Source organism: Massilia oculi (genome assembly GCF_003143515.1).
GTDB lineage: Bacteria > Pseudomonadota > Gammaproteobacteria > Burkholderiales > Burkholderiaceae_D > Telluria > Telluria oculi.
The window spans coordinates 2,986,931-3,003,356 of the sequence record NZ_CP029343.1; the positions used below are offsets into that span (position 1 = coordinate 2,986,931).

16 protein-coding genes and 1 pseudogene are annotated in these 16,426 nt (G+C 63.3%); 12 read left to right on the forward strand and 5 right to left on the reverse strand.

Going from position 1 to position 16,426, the window contains the following annotated elements; all coding sequences use genetic code 11:
* Positions 1-61: 61 nt before the first annotated feature.
* Positions 62-607 carry a hypothetical protein gene (locus DIR46_RS13690; protein WP_109345721.1) on the forward strand — a complete coding sequence of 182 codons (546 nt, stop codon included), beginning with the start codon at positions 62-64 and terminating at the stop codon, positions 605-607.
* A 144-nt stretch (positions 608-751) separates the two neighbouring features.
* On the opposite strand, the gene DIR46_RS27255 is transcribed toward DIR46_RS13690, so the two are convergent.
* From DIR46_RS27255 to DIR46_RS13700, 3 genes and pseudogenes are all read right to left on the reverse strand, one after another.
* On the reverse strand, positions 752-1,084 hold the full coding sequence (locus DIR46_RS27255; RefSeq protein ID WP_307719142.1) for an NAD-binding protein: 333 nt from the start codon (positions 1,082-1,084) through the stop codon (positions 752-754).
* Positions 1,065-1,238: pseudogene (locus DIR46_RS27260) on the reverse strand (NAD(P)-binding domain-containing protein); the annotation flags it as partial. The gene DIR46_RS27255 and the pseudogene DIR46_RS27260, both read right to left, overlap by 20 nt.
* Complete coding sequence (locus DIR46_RS13700; RefSeq protein WP_229446252.1) at positions 1,238-1,447, reverse strand: SDR family oxidoreductase; 210 nt, start codon at positions 1,445-1,447, stop codon at positions 1,238-1,240. The pseudogene DIR46_RS27260 and the gene DIR46_RS13700, both read right to left, overlap by 1 nt.
* Between DIR46_RS13700 and DIR46_RS13705 the strand changes: the two genes are divergently transcribed.
* Positions 1,408-1,602 carry a LysR family transcriptional regulator gene (locus DIR46_RS13705; RefSeq protein WP_307719146.1) on the forward strand — a complete coding sequence of 65 codons (195 nt, stop codon included), beginning with the start codon at positions 1,408-1,410 and terminating at the stop codon, positions 1,600-1,602. The genes DIR46_RS13700 and DIR46_RS13705 overlap by 40 nt on opposite strands.
* Before the next feature lie 109 nt (positions 1,603-1,711).
* Positions 1,712-3,403: a sigma-54-dependent Fis family transcriptional regulator gene (locus DIR46_RS13710; RefSeq protein WP_109345722.1), complete on the forward strand. Its 1,692-nt coding sequence runs from the start codon at positions 1,712-1,714 to the stop codon at positions 3,401-3,403.
* A gap of 22 nt (positions 3,404-3,425) precedes the next feature.
* Here DIR46_RS13710 and DIR46_RS13715 read toward each other — a convergent pair whose 3' ends face one another.
* A complete protein-coding gene (locus DIR46_RS13715) occupies positions 3,426-4,310 on the reverse strand; it encodes a LysR family transcriptional regulator (protein WP_229446253.1) in 885 nt (294 codons plus the stop codon).
* A gap of 52 nt (positions 4,311-4,362) precedes the next feature.
* Entirely contained in the window at positions 4,363-4,974 is a 612-nt protein-coding gene (locus tag DIR46_RS13720; RefSeq protein ID WP_205288975.1) for a nuclear transport factor 2 family protein, read from the reverse strand.
* Positions 4,975-5,405: 431 nt separating this feature from the next.
* Here DIR46_RS13720 and DIR46_RS13725 point away from each other — a divergent pair, with 431 nt between their 5' ends.
* From DIR46_RS13725 to mqo, 9 genes are all read left to right on the forward strand, one after another.
* Entirely contained in the window at positions 5,406-6,050 is a 645-nt protein-coding gene (locus DIR46_RS13725; protein WP_109345723.1) for a hydrolase, read from the forward strand.
* Between the two features lie 65 nt (positions 6,051-6,115).
* The gene (locus DIR46_RS13730) at positions 6,116-6,412 is read left to right on the forward strand and encodes a putative quinol monooxygenase (protein WP_109345724.1); all 297 of its coding nucleotides are present in this window, start codon (positions 6,116-6,118) and stop codon (positions 6,410-6,412) included.
* Positions 6,413-6,583: 171 nt separating this feature from the next.
* Positions 6,584-8,392 carry an amidohydrolase gene (locus tag DIR46_RS13735; RefSeq protein WP_205288976.1) on the forward strand — a complete coding sequence of 603 codons (1,809 nt, stop codon included), beginning with the start codon at positions 6,584-6,586 and terminating at the stop codon, positions 8,390-8,392.
* Between the two features lies 1 nt (position 8,393).
* The gene (locus DIR46_RS13740; protein ID WP_162819510.1) at positions 8,394-9,722 is read left to right on the forward strand and encodes an alginate export family protein; all 1,329 of its coding nucleotides are present in this window, start codon (positions 8,394-8,396) and stop codon (positions 9,720-9,722) included.
* A 184-nt stretch (positions 9,723-9,906) separates the two neighbouring features.
* Positions 9,907-10,770: a pirin family protein gene (locus tag DIR46_RS13745; protein ID WP_109345727.1), complete on the forward strand. Its 864-nt coding sequence runs from the start codon at positions 9,907-9,909 to the stop codon at positions 10,768-10,770.
* Between the two features lie 16 nt (positions 10,771-10,786).
* Positions 10,787-11,662: a helix-turn-helix domain-containing protein gene (locus DIR46_RS13750; protein WP_109345728.1), complete on the forward strand. Its 876-nt coding sequence runs from the start codon at positions 10,787-10,789 to the stop codon at positions 11,660-11,662.
* A gap of 162 nt (positions 11,663-11,824) precedes the next feature.
* Complete coding sequence (locus tag DIR46_RS13755; RefSeq protein ID WP_109345729.1) at positions 11,825-13,921, forward strand: putative bifunctional diguanylate cyclase/phosphodiesterase; 2,097 nt, start codon at positions 11,825-11,827, stop codon at positions 13,919-13,921.
* 5 nt (positions 13,922-13,926) lie between these two features.
* The gene (locus DIR46_RS13760) at positions 13,927-14,166 is read left to right on the forward strand and encodes a hypothetical protein (RefSeq protein WP_109345730.1); all 240 of its coding nucleotides are present in this window, start codon (positions 13,927-13,929) and stop codon (positions 14,164-14,166) included.
* Between the two features lie 614 nt (positions 14,167-14,780).
* A complete protein-coding gene (mqo, locus tag DIR46_RS13765) occupies positions 14,781-16,370 on the forward strand; it encodes a malate dehydrogenase (quinone) (protein ID WP_109345731.1) in 1,590 nt (529 codons plus the stop codon).
* The last annotated feature ends 56 nt before the right edge of the window (positions 16,371-16,426 follow it).

A 16,426-nucleotide genomic window follows, 5' to 3' on the forward strand; every position in this document is an offset into this window, starting at 1 on the left:
ACGTGCGGCTTGTGCGTGCTCGTAAACTTCGATGTATTACAACCAAAATCCAGGAGTAACCATGTCTCACCAATACATTTACGGAGCGGATGGCGAGCCTGCCTTCGTCGTGATTCCCTACGCTGAGTATTTGCTTGGCAACGGTTGCAGCGTTACGGAAAGCCAGCAAATCGTCACTAATTCGCTACTCACCGCCGATGGGCTTTTCGTCCGGCTGCCCTATGGTGGGCCAGGAGCATCGATCGATCTTGTTCAGTTTATCGATGCCTGGATGCGGCGTGGAACTATTTCGATGTTGGCAATTAGTAAACGACGTCAAGGTTATGATCGGTTTCAGGGCGAGGCAGTAAATGGACTCGATGCGATCCTGCGGCGCTGCTTTCTTCCAAAGGACTCCCCTTACCGCAATGTGATGCAGGCTACGACAGGGGTGGTGGATGCTCTCGTGGAGACCGGCGTGTTCGCATACAGTGTTGAATCAATGCCAGGCTATTATCGCCCGGTGCAGTGCATTCGCATCGATGTTGATAAAGCGAAGGACTTCCTGCAAAAAAATGGTCCTGCAAAAAATCCTTTGGATGTGCACGAATTTATCCTGCCCGTTTAGATGACAGACGACGTCATGCGGATAGCCAGTCGCGAGCTAACCGCCCAAGTCTAATAGCCAGTCGCAAGCCGACTGGTTCGCGGCACCAGTCGTCGTGGCTGTTCTGTTGAGCCCATCGACCGCTGGGCCTTCGGCACAGGAGGACTATGCCGATCGAATCGTGTAATCAGCCATCACCGACCAATCCCTTTCACCACCACCTGCATCGACAGCCTCGCCCATTCGAAGACGAACGGCCTCGAGCATCGGCAGCTTTCGTCCCAGCTGCTCTGCTGCCGCATGCGCAAGTCGCAAATCCTTCAAGCCCAGCGACGCCTTGGATCCCGGCTCGTGGCGATCGTGAAGGATATTGGCCGAATAGACCTGATATGAACGGCTCGATATGCACCAGCTTTCCGCGCGCCTGCGCCAGCGCTCCCGTCTCCAGCAACACACCGCGGATCGCCGCATCGTCGGACAGCATCGTGAAGGCGACATCCGCCTGCAGCGCCTGCGCCGGCGTCTCCACCATCCGCACGCCCGCGACGTCTCCCCCAGAACGATTCCACGCCTTCACCGCATGCCCGGCCGCAGCCAGATTGCGCGCAATCTCGCGGCCCATTGCACCCAGCCCGATGATGCCGATCTCCATCAGCGCATGCCCCCCGAACCCAGGATGATCTCGCCCGTCACCCGGCCGGCATCGCTTGACGCGAGAAAGGCAACGATCGGCGCAATGTCCTGCACCTGGCCGGCCCGGCCGAGCGGTGTCCGTTTCTCGTGCCAGGCCTGAAAGTCGGATCCGATCGCCCCTACGCGGCATGGGCATTGCAGTGCTGCCAAGGCCGCTTGGCGATGCACTCTCTGGATTGCAGCGCATCGACCTGCCCGATCGTCCCCCGAGCCGGGATATCGGGGTGGGCTATCACCACGATTTGCGGCATATGGACCGCCTGCGGGCGATGCTGGATATCGCCGATACGATGCTGTCGAATGCCGCGACCGCAGCGCCATGATCGGATCGTGCTGTAAACAGCAAGAATGATCAGTGACCATGCTGGACCGTCTAGGTAACCTTCACTCATTCAATATACTTTCTAACCATCGAATGGGAGCAGCAGTGAAATGATCGAATTTCCCGAAGACCTGGACCTGCGGCGGCTCATCCGCTTCTCGCCAGACGACGGCTCGATCTGGCTGTCCGAAAGCCGCATGCTGCTGCTCCATGCGGCATCGTTAGGCGGCTTGCGCGAAGAAATGATGAATTCGGTCGGTAAGGAGTTCACACGGCGCATGTTCACCCGCATGGGATTTGCGTCAGGAACGCGCGATGCTGAATTGGCGCGCAAGATTCGTGGCAACCTGACGATCGAGGAAGCGTTTGCAACGGGGCCGCAGATGCACATGCTCGAGGGCGGCGTGCAGGTCATTCCCGTGCTCGGCCATATGGACGTCGACAAAGGCGAATTCCATGGTGAGTTCATCTGGCGTAACTCGTGGGAAGCCGCCGCCCACGTCAATTCCTTCGGTCCGCAGCAGGACGCCGTATGCTGGAGCCTGATCGGTTACGCCTCCGGCTATACGTCTGCCTTCATGGGACGCTTCATCCTGTTCAAGGAAACGAAGTGCATCGGCTGTTCGGACGAAGAATGCAGGATCGTCGGCAAGCCTGTCGAGGAATGGCCTGACGCGCAGGACTTCACGCCTTACTTCGAGCCCGAGTCCATCGTATCTCAGCTGCTGGAGCTTTCATCCCAGGTCGACATGCTGCGCAGCAGCCTGAAGACATACCGCAGCCTCGAGGACATGGTCGGCGAATCGCCAAGCTTCAGGCAGGCCTATCGCCTCGTCGAGAAAGCTGCCGAAACCAACGTCACGGTACTGTTGTCAGGTGAAACCGGTGTCGGCAAGGAACGCTTCGCGCGTGCCATCCATCACCGGAGCCGGCGCGCAGACAAGGCTTTTGTGACGATCAATTGCGCCGCGCTTCCGCACGATCTGATCGAGGCGGAGCTGTTCGGCGTCGAAAGGGGCGCTTATACCGGCGCCACCAGCTCACGCGCGGGCAAGTTCGAACGTGCCGACGGAGGGACGCTCTTCCTCGACGAACTTGGCGAGCTGCCACTGGCCTCGCAGGCGAAACTGCTGCGCGCGCTGCAGGAAGGTGAAATCGAGCGGCTTGGCGACGAGCGTCCGCGCAAGGTCGATGTGCGTATCGTCGCGGCAACCAACATCGACCTGCCGGAGGCCGTCAAGGCTGGACGCTTCCGCGCCGACTTGTACTATCGCCTGAGCGTCTACCCTATCCTCATCCCGCCATTGCGCGAGCGCCGCAGCGATATCCCCTCGATGGTATCGATGATGGTGGACAAGTTCTGCGCGCTGCACGAAAAGCGCGTTGCTGGCGTGACCGACCAGGCCATGCAGGCGCTGGTGGCATACAGCTGGCCTGGCAATGTTCGGGAACTTGGGAACATGATCGAACGCGGGGTCATTCTGGCGGCACAGGGCGATTGGATCGAGAGCCGGGATCTGTTTCCGAACTTCGTGCTCCCGGAGATGGAGCGCGTTGCAGTCGACAAAGCCGGGGCACTTGAAAACCCTGAGCAAGAACGTAAAAGCACGCTGTGTGACCAGATTCTCCAGAGTCAAATGTCGCTCGAAGACATGGAGAATATGGTGTTGCGCGAAGCGGTCGTACGCAGCAAGGGCAACCTGTCCGGCGCCGCGCGGATGCTGGGTATCACCAGGCCGCAGCTCAGTTACCGGCTAAAACGTTCCAGAATCGACAGCGCCGAAGATCCCGTACAAATCTGAATTCACCGGACTGGCAAGCATCTCAAACGGGTGGTGCTTTGTCAAAATATTCGGTGAGGAGGTCGGTCAGGACGCGAACCTTCCGGGTCGTGCGCTGGCCAGGCGGGCGCACGACATAGGCGCCGGCTGGCGGCAAGGGATACTTGCGCAGGACTGGCACCAGCGATCCCGCATCCAGATGGTCGCGCACCAGCCCTGTGGGAAGGCAGGCGATACCCAGTCCGGCTAATGTGGCAGCAAGCAGGGCGTTGCAATTGTCGGCCTTGAAGCGTCCTTGCGGGCGCACAGTGACATTGGCGTCTCCATCCCTGAGGTGCCATGCTTCCGTTCCCTGCAGGAGGGCCTGGTGGTGGTGGAGTTCTTCCAGGTTCTCGGGGGAGCCAGCCTGCTCGACGTAGGCCGGGCTGGCCACCAGCGTCCTGTGGATCGGGCCGATGCGGCGCGCGACCAGGTTCGAGTCTTGCAGGTAGCCGAGCCGGATCGCGCAATCGTAGCCCTCCCCGATGAGATCGACGACCTGGTCGCTGTAACAGGTGTGGATGTTGAGCAGTGGGTAGCGCCGCGCCATGTCGGCGATCACGGGCGCGAAATGCGTCGAGCCCAGGGACAGTGGCGCGGCAATCCGCAAGCGTCCGCACAGCTCGCCCGCCGGATGGATCGCTTCCCGGGCCAGGTCGATCTCGGCGCAGGCCCGGGACGCATAGTGCATGAAGGTCGCGCCGGCTTCCGTCAGCGCCGCGCCACGGGTCGTGCGCGACAGCAGTTGCAGTCCCAGCTCGTCTTCAAGACGGGCGAGGCGGCGGCTCACGACCGATTTCGACAAGCTGAGCCGCGATGCCGCCGGCGAGATGCCGCCCGCGCCGGCAACTTCGACGAAGGTCTGCAGTACATCGATGTCCACTTTCATGCTCCCGTCTTGTCCACGCCGCCTTGCTCACCATTGAGGATCGGCATGCTGCTTACTTGCCCTTGCCGACTTCAAATGCCGGCGCGTCCGGATCGGTCTTGACGATCCAGCTGCCGCTTTGCCGGAACGACGATGCGGACGCATAGGTGTCTTCCATGAACTGGAAATAATGGATTTGCCCGTTCCTGACTTTCGCGAGGATCGAGAATGGGGAACGGAACGTCGTGCCGACCGCCACCGAACGGTAGGTGAACGTCCCGAACACGGCGACGCTCTCGCCGCTGCCAAACATGTCGGTGACCTTGAAGTCCTCGATTTTCCAGTATTTGGCCACGCGGCTGAATGTGCTGCTGAATCCTTCCGGACCTGTCGACGTTCCCGCCCAGGGCTCGATCTTCTTCAGCTCCGGGTTGTCGAAGTTCAGCGAAACATAGGTTGCGTCGGCGGCGACCAGGCGCCTGGCCGCGGCGCCGACCTTGTCCGGTGCGGTATTTTCAAGGAACTCCTTGACGACATCGAGTGGCGCGCGCTGTTGCTGGGCAAACGCAGCAGATGGGACGAGCAGGACACCGGCAGTCATCAGGATGGCGCCGATGGAAACCACAGTTGCTGGAAAAGCGCGCCGCCCAGGGCCGGTGCTGGCAGTTACGAATAGTGCGTTCATGTTGATTCCTTAATGTAGGGGGCACTCAGGTCAGCTAGATCCGTTGAACCATTTCTATTGCAAGCGTCGTGCCAGCATTGCTTTTGTGTGATGCAATATGTGACCTTTTTCGAATGTAGATTTTTCTCGGAATACAGGAATATGCTGCGCCGCAGCACGGCATTCCCTGAGCTGATTTTTATCATTTGATTAAATTCCGTTACTGGCGCGCGCAAGAATTATCGAGATCATCAAATGAGCAAAGCCGGCGAGGATCGGTTGTCCTGGGCGGCCGTGAACGTGAGAGGGTTGCACGTCAGGCTACTGACCTTCGCGTCGGATGGCGCTACCGCCAGGTGGTGAGGAACAGCACAATGGCCATTCACGCAATGCCGTGTCGTCCGGCCTGCCCCGGAGATCCAACCCCGCTACCAGAAGGAGCGCAGAAGACCATGACCACCGAAAAAATTCGCAATCCACATACCGATCACCTCCTGACACCCCAGAATGCGGCGCTGATCATCATCGACTACCAGCCGGTTCAGGTCTCGTCGATCCGCTCGATGCCGCGCGACGAGCTGGTGTTCAATATCGTGAGCACTGCCAAGGCGGCGTTGAATTACGAGCTGCCCATCATCCACTCGACCGTCAATGTCGCGACCGGCCGCAACAAGCCGCCGATCGCCGAGCTGCAGGAGGTGCTCGGCCACCTGCCGACCTACGACCGTACCTCCATCAACAGCTGGGAAGATATCGAGTTCAAGGAGGCGGTCAAGGCGCTCGGCCGCAAGAAGCTGATCATGACCGCGCTGTGGACCGAGGCCTGCCTGACCTTCCCGGCGCTCGACGCGATCCAGGAAGGCTACGAAGTCTACGTGCCGGTCGATGCGGTGGGCGGCACCTCGCTCGGTGCGCACGAGGCGGCCTTGCGCCGCATGGAACAGGCCGGCGTGAAGCTCATCAGCCGGGTCCAGATGTACTGCGAGCTCCAGCGCGACTGGTCGCGCGCTGCGACAGTGCCGGGCTTCATGGGCGTCTTCGAGAACCACGACGGCTTCAATGCCGAAAAGGCGCTGCACGGCGCGGCCACGAAGTAAGCGGCAAGTCCGAGGGCGGCCGTACGCGAGGCCGCCCTGTGATCGACCATCAAGGAATGAAGCGAATGAGCGAATTATTCATCGTCGTCGGACTCAAGGCGAAAGAAGGCAAGGAAGACGAACTGCGCCGCGACCTGGCCAGCCTGGTCGAACCCTCGCGCAAGGAGGACGGCAATATCCGTTACGACCTGTTCGAAGACAGGGACATGCCGGGGCACTTCGTGTTCGTGGAAGAGTGGGCATCCACCGAGGCGCGCGACCGGCATCACGAGCATGGCCCGCACATCGTGCGTTTCCACGAGAACGGCGTGGACAACGTCGAGAAGACGGAATTCGCACGCATGCTCAGGCGCGTCGCCTGAGCTCCTGCACGGATGAGCAGAATCGTCCTGCGAACAGCATGAACGATCAGTGACTACGCTGGACCGTATAGGTAACCTCTTCCCCATCACACCACCCCGCTGCCGAGTCCGGTTCACCGACCGCGACCGGTGCAGCGTGGTGTCCTATACATCGATAACTGGGGAACGAGATTGAAACGAATAATCCTGATCGGATGCATGCTGGTAAGCGGCTTCACCAATGCCCAGGCACAAGGAAAGCAAGAAACGCCAGGCGCCGACCTGATCGTCCATAACGCCAGGATCCACACCGGCAATCCGGCCCAACCTTCGGCCTCCGCCGTGGCCGTCAAGAACGGCCGCATCTACTCGGTCGGCACCGATGCCGAAGTGCTCGGCCTGAAGAACGCCAACACGAAAGTCATCGATTCCCGCGGTCGCCGCCTCATCCCCGGCATCATCGACGCCCACACCCACGTGCTCAACGAACTCGGCTACAACTACACCCTGCGCTGGGACGGCGTGCCGACGCTGCGCCGGGCCATGCAAATGCTGAGCGAGCAAGCCAAGCGCACGCCGGAGGGCCACTGGGTCAAGGTGGTCGGCGGCTGGTCGCCATACCAGTTCGAGGAGAACCGCTTCCCCACCGTGGACGAACTGCGCAAGGCCGTCCCCAACCATCCCCTGATCGTGCAGTACGCCTACAACCGCGGCTTCATGAACCAGCTGGCGATGGACGCCTTCGGCGTGGGCACCGACAAGTTCCCCAACCTGCCGGGAACCGAGCTGGAAAAGGATGCGCAAGGCCGCTACACCGGCGTGGTCCACGGCTACACCTTCACCTTCATCGCCATGGAAACCATGGTCCCCCAGCTCACCCCGGACGAGGAAGTGAGCTCGCTGGTTCAGCTTGTTCATAGTCTCAACCGCGTCGGGGTCACGTCCATCGTCGATGCGGGAACGGGCTTCCGCGGCTATCCCAAGGCCGTGCGCACCGTGGATGCCCTCGCCCGCGACAACCGCCTCAATATCCGCATGCCCTTCATGGACATCCAGTTCGGCGATGGCGCCGACTTCAACGTGGTGGATGCGCAGATCACGGCGATCACGAAGACGGCGCCGATCGCTCCCGGCCACAACCTGCATCCGCACCTGGCCCACGGTCACTCCTACCAGGGCGCCGGCGAGCTGCTGTCGGTGGAGGTGCACGACCACGAGAACTTCGACCGTCCGACGCTCGTCATCGAGCCGGTCAAGATGCATCAACTGGTCGAGCGGGATATCTCCAAGCTGGTCCAGCGGCGCATTCCCTTCAGCGAGCACATCACCTACGACGAGAACATCACGCCCTTCCTCGATGCGCTCGAGAAGCTCAACCAGAAGATGCCGCTCGACGGCCTGCGCTGGAGCCTGGAACACGCCGAGACCATCAGTCCAGCCAATATCGCCCGCGTGAAGGCACTGGGCGGCGGCATCGCCCTGGACACCAAGATGGCGCTGCACGGCGACAGCTTCGTCAAGACCCACGGCCGCGACAAAGCGTTGATCACCCCGCGCCTGCGCGAGCTCGTCGACAGCGGCGTGCCGCTGGCCATGACCACCGACGCCTTCCGCGCCGCTTCGTTCAATCCCTGGATCGGCATCAGCTGGATGGTGTCCGGCAAGTCGATCTCCGGCGCTGAAATCCTGGCCAAGAATAACCGCCTCACACGTGACGAGGCCTTGAGGCTGTTCACGCGTAATGCGGCGTGGTTCATGAACACCGAATCCGAGATGGGCATGATCGCCCCCGGCCACCTCGCCGACTTCGCGCTGCTGGACCGGGATTACTTCACGGTGCCGGAAGCCCAGATCAAGTCCGTCTCCTCGGTCCTGACGGTCATGGATGGCCGGGTGGTGTACGGCGCGCAGGACTACCGGTCGCTGTCGCCGGTATTGCCCGAGATCCTGCCTGCATGGTCGCCGATCAAGCACTTCGGCGGCTATTACCAGGCCCGGTAAGGTGAGCGTGCGCGCGGCCTGGCTCGCGATTTCCTTGCTGCTGGCGGCCGATGCCGCGCTGGCGGAGTATCGGCCCTTGCGCTTCGACGACGACGTCGAGGCCCAGCGCCAGCGATGCGCCGATGGCGGCAGCCGCGCCGCATGCTGGAAGGACCGCCCGCTCGCGGATCACGTGCGCCTGACGCTGGGCGGCGATCTGCGCCTGCGCTACGAGCACACCGGCAATCCGCGCTATGGGCTGGACCCCCAGGACCGATGGGGCGTGCTGCAGCACCGCGCTTCCATCTTCGCCGCCCTGCGCCTGGGAGAACACTGGCGCGGCTTCGTCCAGCTGTCCAGCTCGACCACCAGCGGCCGCGCCGCCGGCCCGTCCCCGGTGGACGAGAACCGCCTCGACCCGACCAACCTGTTCGCCGAATGGCAATCGGGAAGCGATGGCGCAAGCCGCATCGGGATCCGGGCCGGCATCCAGGAGCTGCAGTTCGGGAGGGGGCGCGTCATCGATGCGCGCGAGGGCCCCAATGTGCGGCGCAGCTTCGAAGCGGTCCGCGCCTATGCGGTGGGCGGCGCCTGGCGCGTGGACGCCTTCGCCGCGGCGCCGCGCCAGAACCTCGCGGGCAGCTTCGACGACACGCGCTTGCCGACGCAGAAGCTGCGCGGCGTCTACGCGACCCGCACCGGCGGTCTCACTTCCTGGGACCTCTATGCCCTGCACTATGACGACACCGTTGCCCGCTACGTCCAGGGCGAGGCGCACGAGCGCCGCTGGTCGGTGGGCGCCCGCCTGTTCGGCGATCGCGAAGCCTGGGACTGGAACTGGGAATTCATCGTGCAGGGCGGACACTTCGGCGACGCCGATATCCGCGCCTGGTCGCTTGCGACGGAAACCGGCCACACCTTCGATGGCGTGGCCGGCCGGCCGCGGGCGGCGCTGCTGCTCGCCGTCGCCAGCGGCGACAAGGACCCCGGCGACGACCGCCTCGGCACCCTCAATCCCATTTACCCGCGCGGGAATTATTTTGGCGACGAAGCGACGCTCGGTCCACGCAACTTCTTCAACATCCATCCGGCGCTGACGATGCAACTGGCGCCACGGGTCCAGCTGAACGCCAGCCTCGACTTCTTCTGGCGCCACAGCACCCGCGACGGCGTGTATGCGCCCAACGGCAGGCTGATCGGGCCCATCGGCGATAGCCGTGCTCGCTACGTGGCGACCATCGCATCGCTCGGCGCCACCTGGACGCCGGCCCGGGCTGGTCCTCGACGGCGGTGGCCGCCTACGGACAGCCAGGCAGGTTCCTGCGCGAGACCGGCGCCGACGACGCGCTGAGCTTCGTCAGCATCGGCATGCAGTACCGGTTCTGACCTATCGGACGACGTTGTCGCGTTGCGCATTCGGCGACACGGCATCGCCACTTTCGTGTCTGGATCGCGCTCGGGCAGCCAGGGATAATGAACGGGATCGGGACGGCGCCGATGCGCGACGGGCCGCCCCGCACCACGAGGAGAGAGCAATGTTCGAACGAACGATCGATCGCGTCACCAGCATTCCCCCACTGGGCCCGGGCTTCGACGGCGAGCGCCACAAGGCCGCCCTGGTGGTGGCGCCCGGCAACCTGGCTGCCACCGATCCCTTTTTCCTGATGGCCGACGATCACGTCTCGCCGGGAGGCGCGTTTGGCGAGGCGCATCCGCACGCCGGCCTCGAGACCGTCACCTTCATGTTGAACGGCACGATGGAAGATACCGGTGGGCGGCTGGAGGAAGGCGACGTCGAATGGATGACGGCCGGCAGCGGCATCGTCCATGCCGAAGACACGGTGGTGTCCGGCGGCATGCGCCTGTTCCAGCTGTGGCTGATCCTGCCCGAGGCGCAGCGCAATATGCCGCCGCGGGTGCAGGTCCTGCGGCGCGCCGACATGCCGGTGCACACCGGGCCTGGCCTCGTGGCGACGGTCTATAGCGGCAAGTCGGGGGACGCCGCGGCGCCGACGTTGAATGCGGTCCCGGTGACCCTGGTCGACGTCCGGCTGGCGCCGGGGGCGGTCTTTGCCGCGCCTGTTCCCGCCTCGTACAACGCTTTCGTGGTGGTGGTCGAGGGCGACACGGAAGCTGGCGCCACAACCGAAAAACTTGCCACGGGCGCGGTCGGCTGGACCGGCCCGATGGGAGACGGCGACAGCGCGCTCCGCCTGCGCGCCGGGGACGATGGCGCCCGCCTGCTGCTGTATGCGGGACTGCCGCAGAACATCGCGGTGGTGGCGAAAGGGCCTTTCATCGCCGGCTCCACCGAAGAATTGGCCGGCTATTATGCCGCTTACCGCCACGGCAAATTCCCGCACGCGGGCACGATGCGGCCCGTGGTCCCTCACGCATAGCAGCGCTTGCATTCGTATGTCCAGCGCAAGCGAGCTGCCCGAGAACGTGACCATGCTGACGACGACGAGTCGTCGCTGGAACGGCGTCAACGTCGAGCTGGTCGAGTACACCTGCACGGGCCGCATCCTGGTGCAGCTGAAACGTCACGAAGAGTCGATCCGGCTCGGCACCAAGCTCGAAGAGGTCGGACGGGGATACGCCGAACCCAGGTCGGCACCCGCCGTCCCCAATCCCCATCCTTACACTCCCCGGCCCATGTATTTCGCGCCGGCGGAGATGGCGCTATGGGGTTATGCGGACGATGCCCGCTATCTCAGGTGCGCGGCGATCAGCTTCGACGCAAGCCTGCTCCGCGAGCGCATGGCAATGTCCGGTTCGCCGGGACCGATGGACGTGCCCCGGCTACGCTTCTCGGATGACCGGGTGTGGACCCTGATCAGGTTGCTGACCGACGCGATCGGCGACCCCGATCCCACCTCCCAGCTGTACGGCGACTCGCTCACCGCGGCGATTGCCGCAAGGCTTTGCGAACGGCCCAGGCCGGCCAAAGGCAGCGGATACAAGCTCTCGGCGCTGCAGCTCAGGGATGCGTTGGGCTATCTCGAGGCCAGGTTGCCGGCGCGGGTCGAGCTGGCGGCACTCGCGCAACTGGCCGGCTTGTCGCAGTCGCACTACTGCCGCGCCTTCAAGGCGTCGACCGGAATGGCGCCCTATCAGTGGCAGTTGCAGGCGCGTGTCGAGCGCGCCAAGCAACTGCTGTTGAACACCAATGCTTGCCTGGAGGACGTCGCCGTGGCCACCGGCTTCGCCGACGCGGTGCACTTCGGCCGCACCTTCCGCAAGATGACCGGCGCGACGCCCGCGGCGTGGCGGCTGGACATGCGAACCTAGGCATGCCCCGTTCCGATCAGCATTGCCTGAACTCTATGAGTGGTTCTAAAAAGAACTAAATCCTGTATAGTCAGGGTTCCTGATTGACCGCCTTCGCGCGTCCACGTCACCAGGGGCGCCGCACCGCGCCTGCACGGTGTTCCGTTTTCCAATGCCATGCCCATGAACACCGAGAACCCCGACCTGATGTACCGCCTGCTCGTCCAGGGGGTGGTCGACTATGCCATCTACATGCTCACGCCCGCCGGCGTCGTCTCCAGCTGGAATGCCGGCGCCCAGCGCGCCAAGGGCTATACCGCCGGCGAGATCGTCGGCCGCCACTACGCCTGCTTCTACGGCGCCGAGGAGCGGGATGCCGGCCTGCCCGACATCAACCTCGAGATCGCCACCCGCACCGGCCGCTTTGAAGACCAGGGCTGGCGCGTGCGCAAGGATGGCAGCGCATTCTGGGCCCACGTCGTGATCGACGCCATCCGCGATGATGACGGCGCCCTGGTCGGCTTTGCCAAGATCACGCGCGACATCACCGAACGCTACCAGCAGCAGCGCAAGCTGGTCGAGGCCAAGGAGCTGGCCGAAGCCTATAGCCGCCAGATGGCCTCGCTGTCGGACTTCCTCGATTCGGTGATCGCCAACATCCCGGCCAGCGTGCTGGTGCTGGACGTCGCTTCGCGCACCATCCTGCTGGCCAACCAGCAGGCGCAGCGCCTGTTCGCCCAGGCCTGTGTCGACCTGAAGGGCCTGGCCGTCGGCGATTGCCTGAGCCCGGGCGTGGCCGAGTATGTCGAGCGCCAGACGGCGCATGCGGCGCCCACCAGGGTCGGGCTGGACGACGCCGTGCTGGTGGAGACCTCGGTCGGCCAGCGCAGCCTGCGCAGCCGCACGGTGCCGGGCAAGCAGCCCAACGGCGAGGGCGAGTACGTGCTGATCATCACGGAAGACGTGACCGACGAGCTGGCCGCTTATGCGCAAATCCATCATATGGCGCAGCACGACGGCCTGACCAATCTGCCCAACCGCAACCTGTTCAACGAACGCCTCAATGCCGCGCTCGCGTCCAGCGCGGAGGATGGCTCCGGCGTGGGCATCCTGTGCCTCGACCTGGACAATTTCAAGAACATCAACGACGCCTACGGCCATGGCTTCGGCGACAAGATCCTCTTGACGCTGGCCAGCCGTCTGCGCAAATGCCTGCGCGACCAGGACACGCTGGCGCGCCTGGGCGGCGACGAGTTCGCCGTGGTCCTGCCGCGCGTCAAGCGCCTGGAAGAAGCCCAGCAGGCGGCGCAGCGCCTGATCGAGGCGGTGGCGCCGGCATTCTCGATCGACGGCCACAGCTTCGCGGTCGGCATCAGCGTCGGCATCGCGCTGTCCACACCCGCCGGCAGCACGGCCGAGCAGTTGCTGCAGCACTCGGACATGGCCTTGTACGAGGCCAAGCGCAACGGCCGCAACCGCCATGAGGTGTTCCGGCCCGAACTGGAGGCGGCGGCGCGGGTGCGGCGCCAGATCGAGATCGACCTGCGCCGGGCGCTGCACCGTGGCGAGTTGCAGATGCACTATCAGCCGATCGTCGAGAAGGCCGGCAATCGCATCTCGGGCTATGAGGCGCTGATGCGCTGGCGCCATCCGGAACGCGGTGCGATTCCACCGATCGACTTCATTCCGATCGCCGAAGAAACCGGCCTGATCCACGAGCTCGGGGCCCGCGCGCTCAACCTCGCTTGCCAGGAAGCGGCGACCTGGACCAATGGCGAAACGATCGCCGTCAACCTGTCGCCGATCCAGTTCAAGAGCAGCGAACTGGTGAGCATGGTGGCGCTGGCGCTGGCCGATTCCGGCCTGGCGGCCGAGCGGCTGGAACTCGAGATCACCGAGTCGGTGTTGCTCGACAATAGCGACGGCAATATCCGCACCCTGAAGGCCTTGAAGAAGCTGGGCGTGCGCATTTCGCTCGACGATTTCGGCACCGGCTATTCCTCGCTGAGCTACCTGCGCTCCTTCCCATTCGACAAGATCAAGATCGACAAGTCGTTCGTGCAGGAGATCGGGCAGAGCCGGGAAGCGATGGCGATCATCCGCGCCATCACCGGCCTCTCGAGCAGCCTGCTGATCGAGACGACGGCCGAGGGCGTGGAGACCGAGGAGCAGTTGCGGCGCCTGATGGAAGAAGGCTGCTCGCACTTCCAGGGCTATCTGTTCGGGCGTCCGGAAGCGGCCGAGAACCGGATCCAGCGGCTCGACTGGCCGGCCGTCTGACCGCCATGGATCAGAACGCTATCGATGTCGCCGAGCGCGCCATCCTTTCTTACCTGGCGCAGCATCCGTCCAGCGCCGACACCACCGAGGGTGTCCATCATTGGTGGATTTCAGGGGAACCGCTTCCCGGGCATATGGATGTCACCGAACGCGCCCTTGCGCGCCTGCGCGATGCCGGCAGGTTGGAATCGGTCCATCTCGGTGACCGCGTGATATGGCGTCTGGGCCGGCAAGCAATGCGATAGACCGAGATCGAAAGGAGCACGACCATGCACCGAGATCGTGTAGCTGCATCTTGAGCAGCAGCAGGGCGGGACACTGCCCCCATTGAACGCGCGGCCGGATGGAACTGGCGCGCCATCGTCCGATCGACGCCTTTACGTGATGGGCTCTCGGGCATTCACGAGCATCGCGCCGCTTTACCGGCACGGACTCGGTACTACTACTGAGTTCGCCACAGGTCGAATACTGAGAGGGCCACGTTTACCGGGGGTGGCCCGCGCAAGCCTGATTTGTTTGGGCTATACTCCGCTCAGTCCTCTATAGGACTTCCCGCTCAATGGACGCCAGGGATATCGACTGGCCTGCCTGACAACCCATGTCAGCGCGTCATATCCGTGTTGCCTGCAAGGCCGGTTCGACTGTCATCCAGTTCGCCGTTGCCTCGCCTTCGCAATGCGTCGGTTGCCGAGTTTTGTTGCTGTTTTCATGGACCGCGACAGGTCCCGACAACCCGTTCCTTATCGGTGCATCGATACCGCCAGCAGGCGGTGTGCAGACGTTCCTTTACCGAGCCGTTGAATTTTTTAAATCTGATTGCATGCCAGGCCATCGCAAACATTTTTCAGGTGATACTCGTATGCGTACCTCGCTTCTCGTTGTCCTTTCCTGCTTCATCGTTGCATCGTGCAGCAAAGCCCCCGCTCCCTCCAATGACAAGCCGGTCGACGTCGTCCTGATCGGCGCCGGCGTCATGAGCGCCACCCTCGGCACCATGCTCAAGGAACTCGATCCCGAACTGACGATCGAAATGTTCGAGCGCATGGATTCGGTCTCGGCCGAAAGCTCCGACGCGATGAACAATGCCGGCACCGGCCACTCCGGTTTCGCCGAGCTGAACTACACGCCCGAACTGCCGGACGGCACCATCGACACCAAGAAGGCCGTCGACATCAACGAACAGTTCGAGATCTCGAAGCAGTTCTGGGCCTACCAGGTGAAGAAGGAATACCTGGGCGCGCCGAACACCTTCATCAACAACGTGCCGCACATGGCCTTCGTCTGGGGTGACGACAACATCCAGTATCTGCGCAAGCGCTACGACGCCCTGCAAAAGGAAAACCTGTTCAAGGGCATGCTGTACACCGAGGACCACGAGACGATCCGCAAGTGGGCGCCGCTGGTCATGAACGGCCGCGACGCCAGCCAGAAAGTGGCCGCGACCCGCATGGACATCGGTACCGACGTCAACTACGGCACCCTGACCCGCAGCATGGTCACTCACCTGACCGGCACCCACGGCATGACCCTGAACCTGCGCAGCCAGGTCGAAGACATCAAGCGCGGCAAGGATGGCCTGTGGAACGTGACCGTCAAGAACCTGGCGGACAACCAGCTCAAGACCGTGAGCGCGAAGTTCGTGTTCATCGGCGCCGGCGGCGGCGCGCTGCCGCTGCTGGAAAAGACCGGCATTCCTGAAGCCAAGGGCTACGGTGGCGTCCCGGTCGGCGGCCAATGGCTGGTGACGACCAACCAGGCGCTGATCGAAGCGCACCACGCCAAGGTGTACGGCAAGGCCTCGGTCGGTTCGCCGCCGATGTCGGTGCCGCACCTCGACACCCGCATCATCGACGGCAAGAAAGCCCTGCTGTTCGGACCGTTCGCGACCTTCTCGACCAAGTTCCTCAAGAACGGTTCGTGGGTCGACCTGCCGGCCTCGATCGGCACCGGCAACGTGCGTCCGATGGTGCAGGCCGGCATCGACAACATCCCGCTGACCAAGTACCTGGTCGAGCAGGTGATGAACTCGCAGGAAGACCGCGTGGCGACGCTGCGTGAATACTTCCCGGAAGCCAGGATGGAAGACTGGGAACTGGTCAACGCCGGCCAGCGCGTGCAGATCGTCAAGGACGACCCGAAGAAGGGCGGCCTGCTGCAGTTCGGTACCGAAGTCGTTGCATCGAGCGACGGCTCCGTCACCGCCCTGCTGGGCGCTTCGCCAGGCGCTTCGACCGCCGCGCCGATCATGCTCAAGGTGCTCAAGGCATCGGCCTTCCGCGACAAGCTGGAGACGCCTGCATGGCAAGCCAAGATGCATGAAATGATTCCTTCGTACGGCCGCAAGCTGAACGACGATCCGGCCTTCGCCAACCAGATCCGCCAGCAGAGCAGCGCTGCGCTGGGCCTGAAGGCGGTCACGCTGGACGTGCCGGCGGCAACGCAGGAGTGATGCGGTAAAGAAGCGCTGCGGCGTATGCCGCAGCGAAAAAAAAGGCCTCGGTTCAT

Excerpts from the sequence above, each read along its gene's own strand:
- DIR46_RS13725 (WP_109345723.1), top strand. The coding sequence starts at position 5,406 with ATGACCACCGAAAAAATTCGCAATCCACATACCGATCACCTCCTGACA.
- DIR46_RS13730 (WP_109345724.1), top strand. The coding sequence starts at position 6,116 with ATGAGCGAATTATTCATCGTCGTCGGACTCAAGGCGAAAGAAGGCAAG.
- DIR46_RS13705 (WP_307719146.1), top strand. The coding sequence starts at position 1,408 with ATGGGCATTGCAGTGCTGCCAAGGCCGCTTGGCGATGCACTCTCTGGA.
- DIR46_RS13715 (WP_229446253.1), bottom strand. The coding sequence starts at position 4,310 with ATGAAAGTGGACATCGATGTACTGCAGACCTTCGTCGAAGTTGCCGGC.
- DIR46_RS13720 (WP_205288975.1), bottom strand. The coding sequence starts at position 4,974 with ATGAACGCACTATTCGTAACTGCCAGCACCGGCCCTGGGCGGCGCGCT.
- DIR46_RS13745 (WP_109345727.1), top strand. The coding sequence starts at position 9,907 with ATGTTCGAACGAACGATCGATCGCGTCACCAGCATTCCCCCACTGGGC.
- DIR46_RS13690 (WP_109345721.1), top strand. The coding sequence starts at position 62 with ATGTCTCACCAATACATTTACGGAGCGGATGGCGAGCCTGCCTTCGTC.
- mqo (WP_109345731.1), top strand. The coding sequence starts at position 14,781 with ATGCGTACCTCGCTTCTCGTTGTCCTTTCCTGCTTCATCGTTGCATCG.
- DIR46_RS13760 (WP_109345730.1), top strand. The coding sequence starts at position 13,927 with ATGGATCAGAACGCTATCGATGTCGCCGAGCGCGCCATCCTTTCTTAC.
- DIR46_RS13710 (WP_109345722.1), top strand. The coding sequence starts at position 1,712 with ATGATCGAATTTCCCGAAGACCTGGACCTGCGGCGGCTCATCCGCTTC.
- DIR46_RS13755 (WP_109345729.1), top strand. The coding sequence starts at position 11,825 with ATGAACACCGAGAACCCCGACCTGATGTACCGCCTGCTCGTCCAGGGG.
- DIR46_RS13750 (WP_109345728.1), top strand. The coding sequence starts at position 10,787 with ATGTCCAGCGCAAGCGAGCTGCCCGAGAACGTGACCATGCTGACGACG.
- DIR46_RS27255 (WP_307719142.1), bottom strand. The coding sequence starts at position 1,084 with ATGTCGCCTTCACGATGCTGTCCGACGATGCGGCGATCCGCGGTGTGT.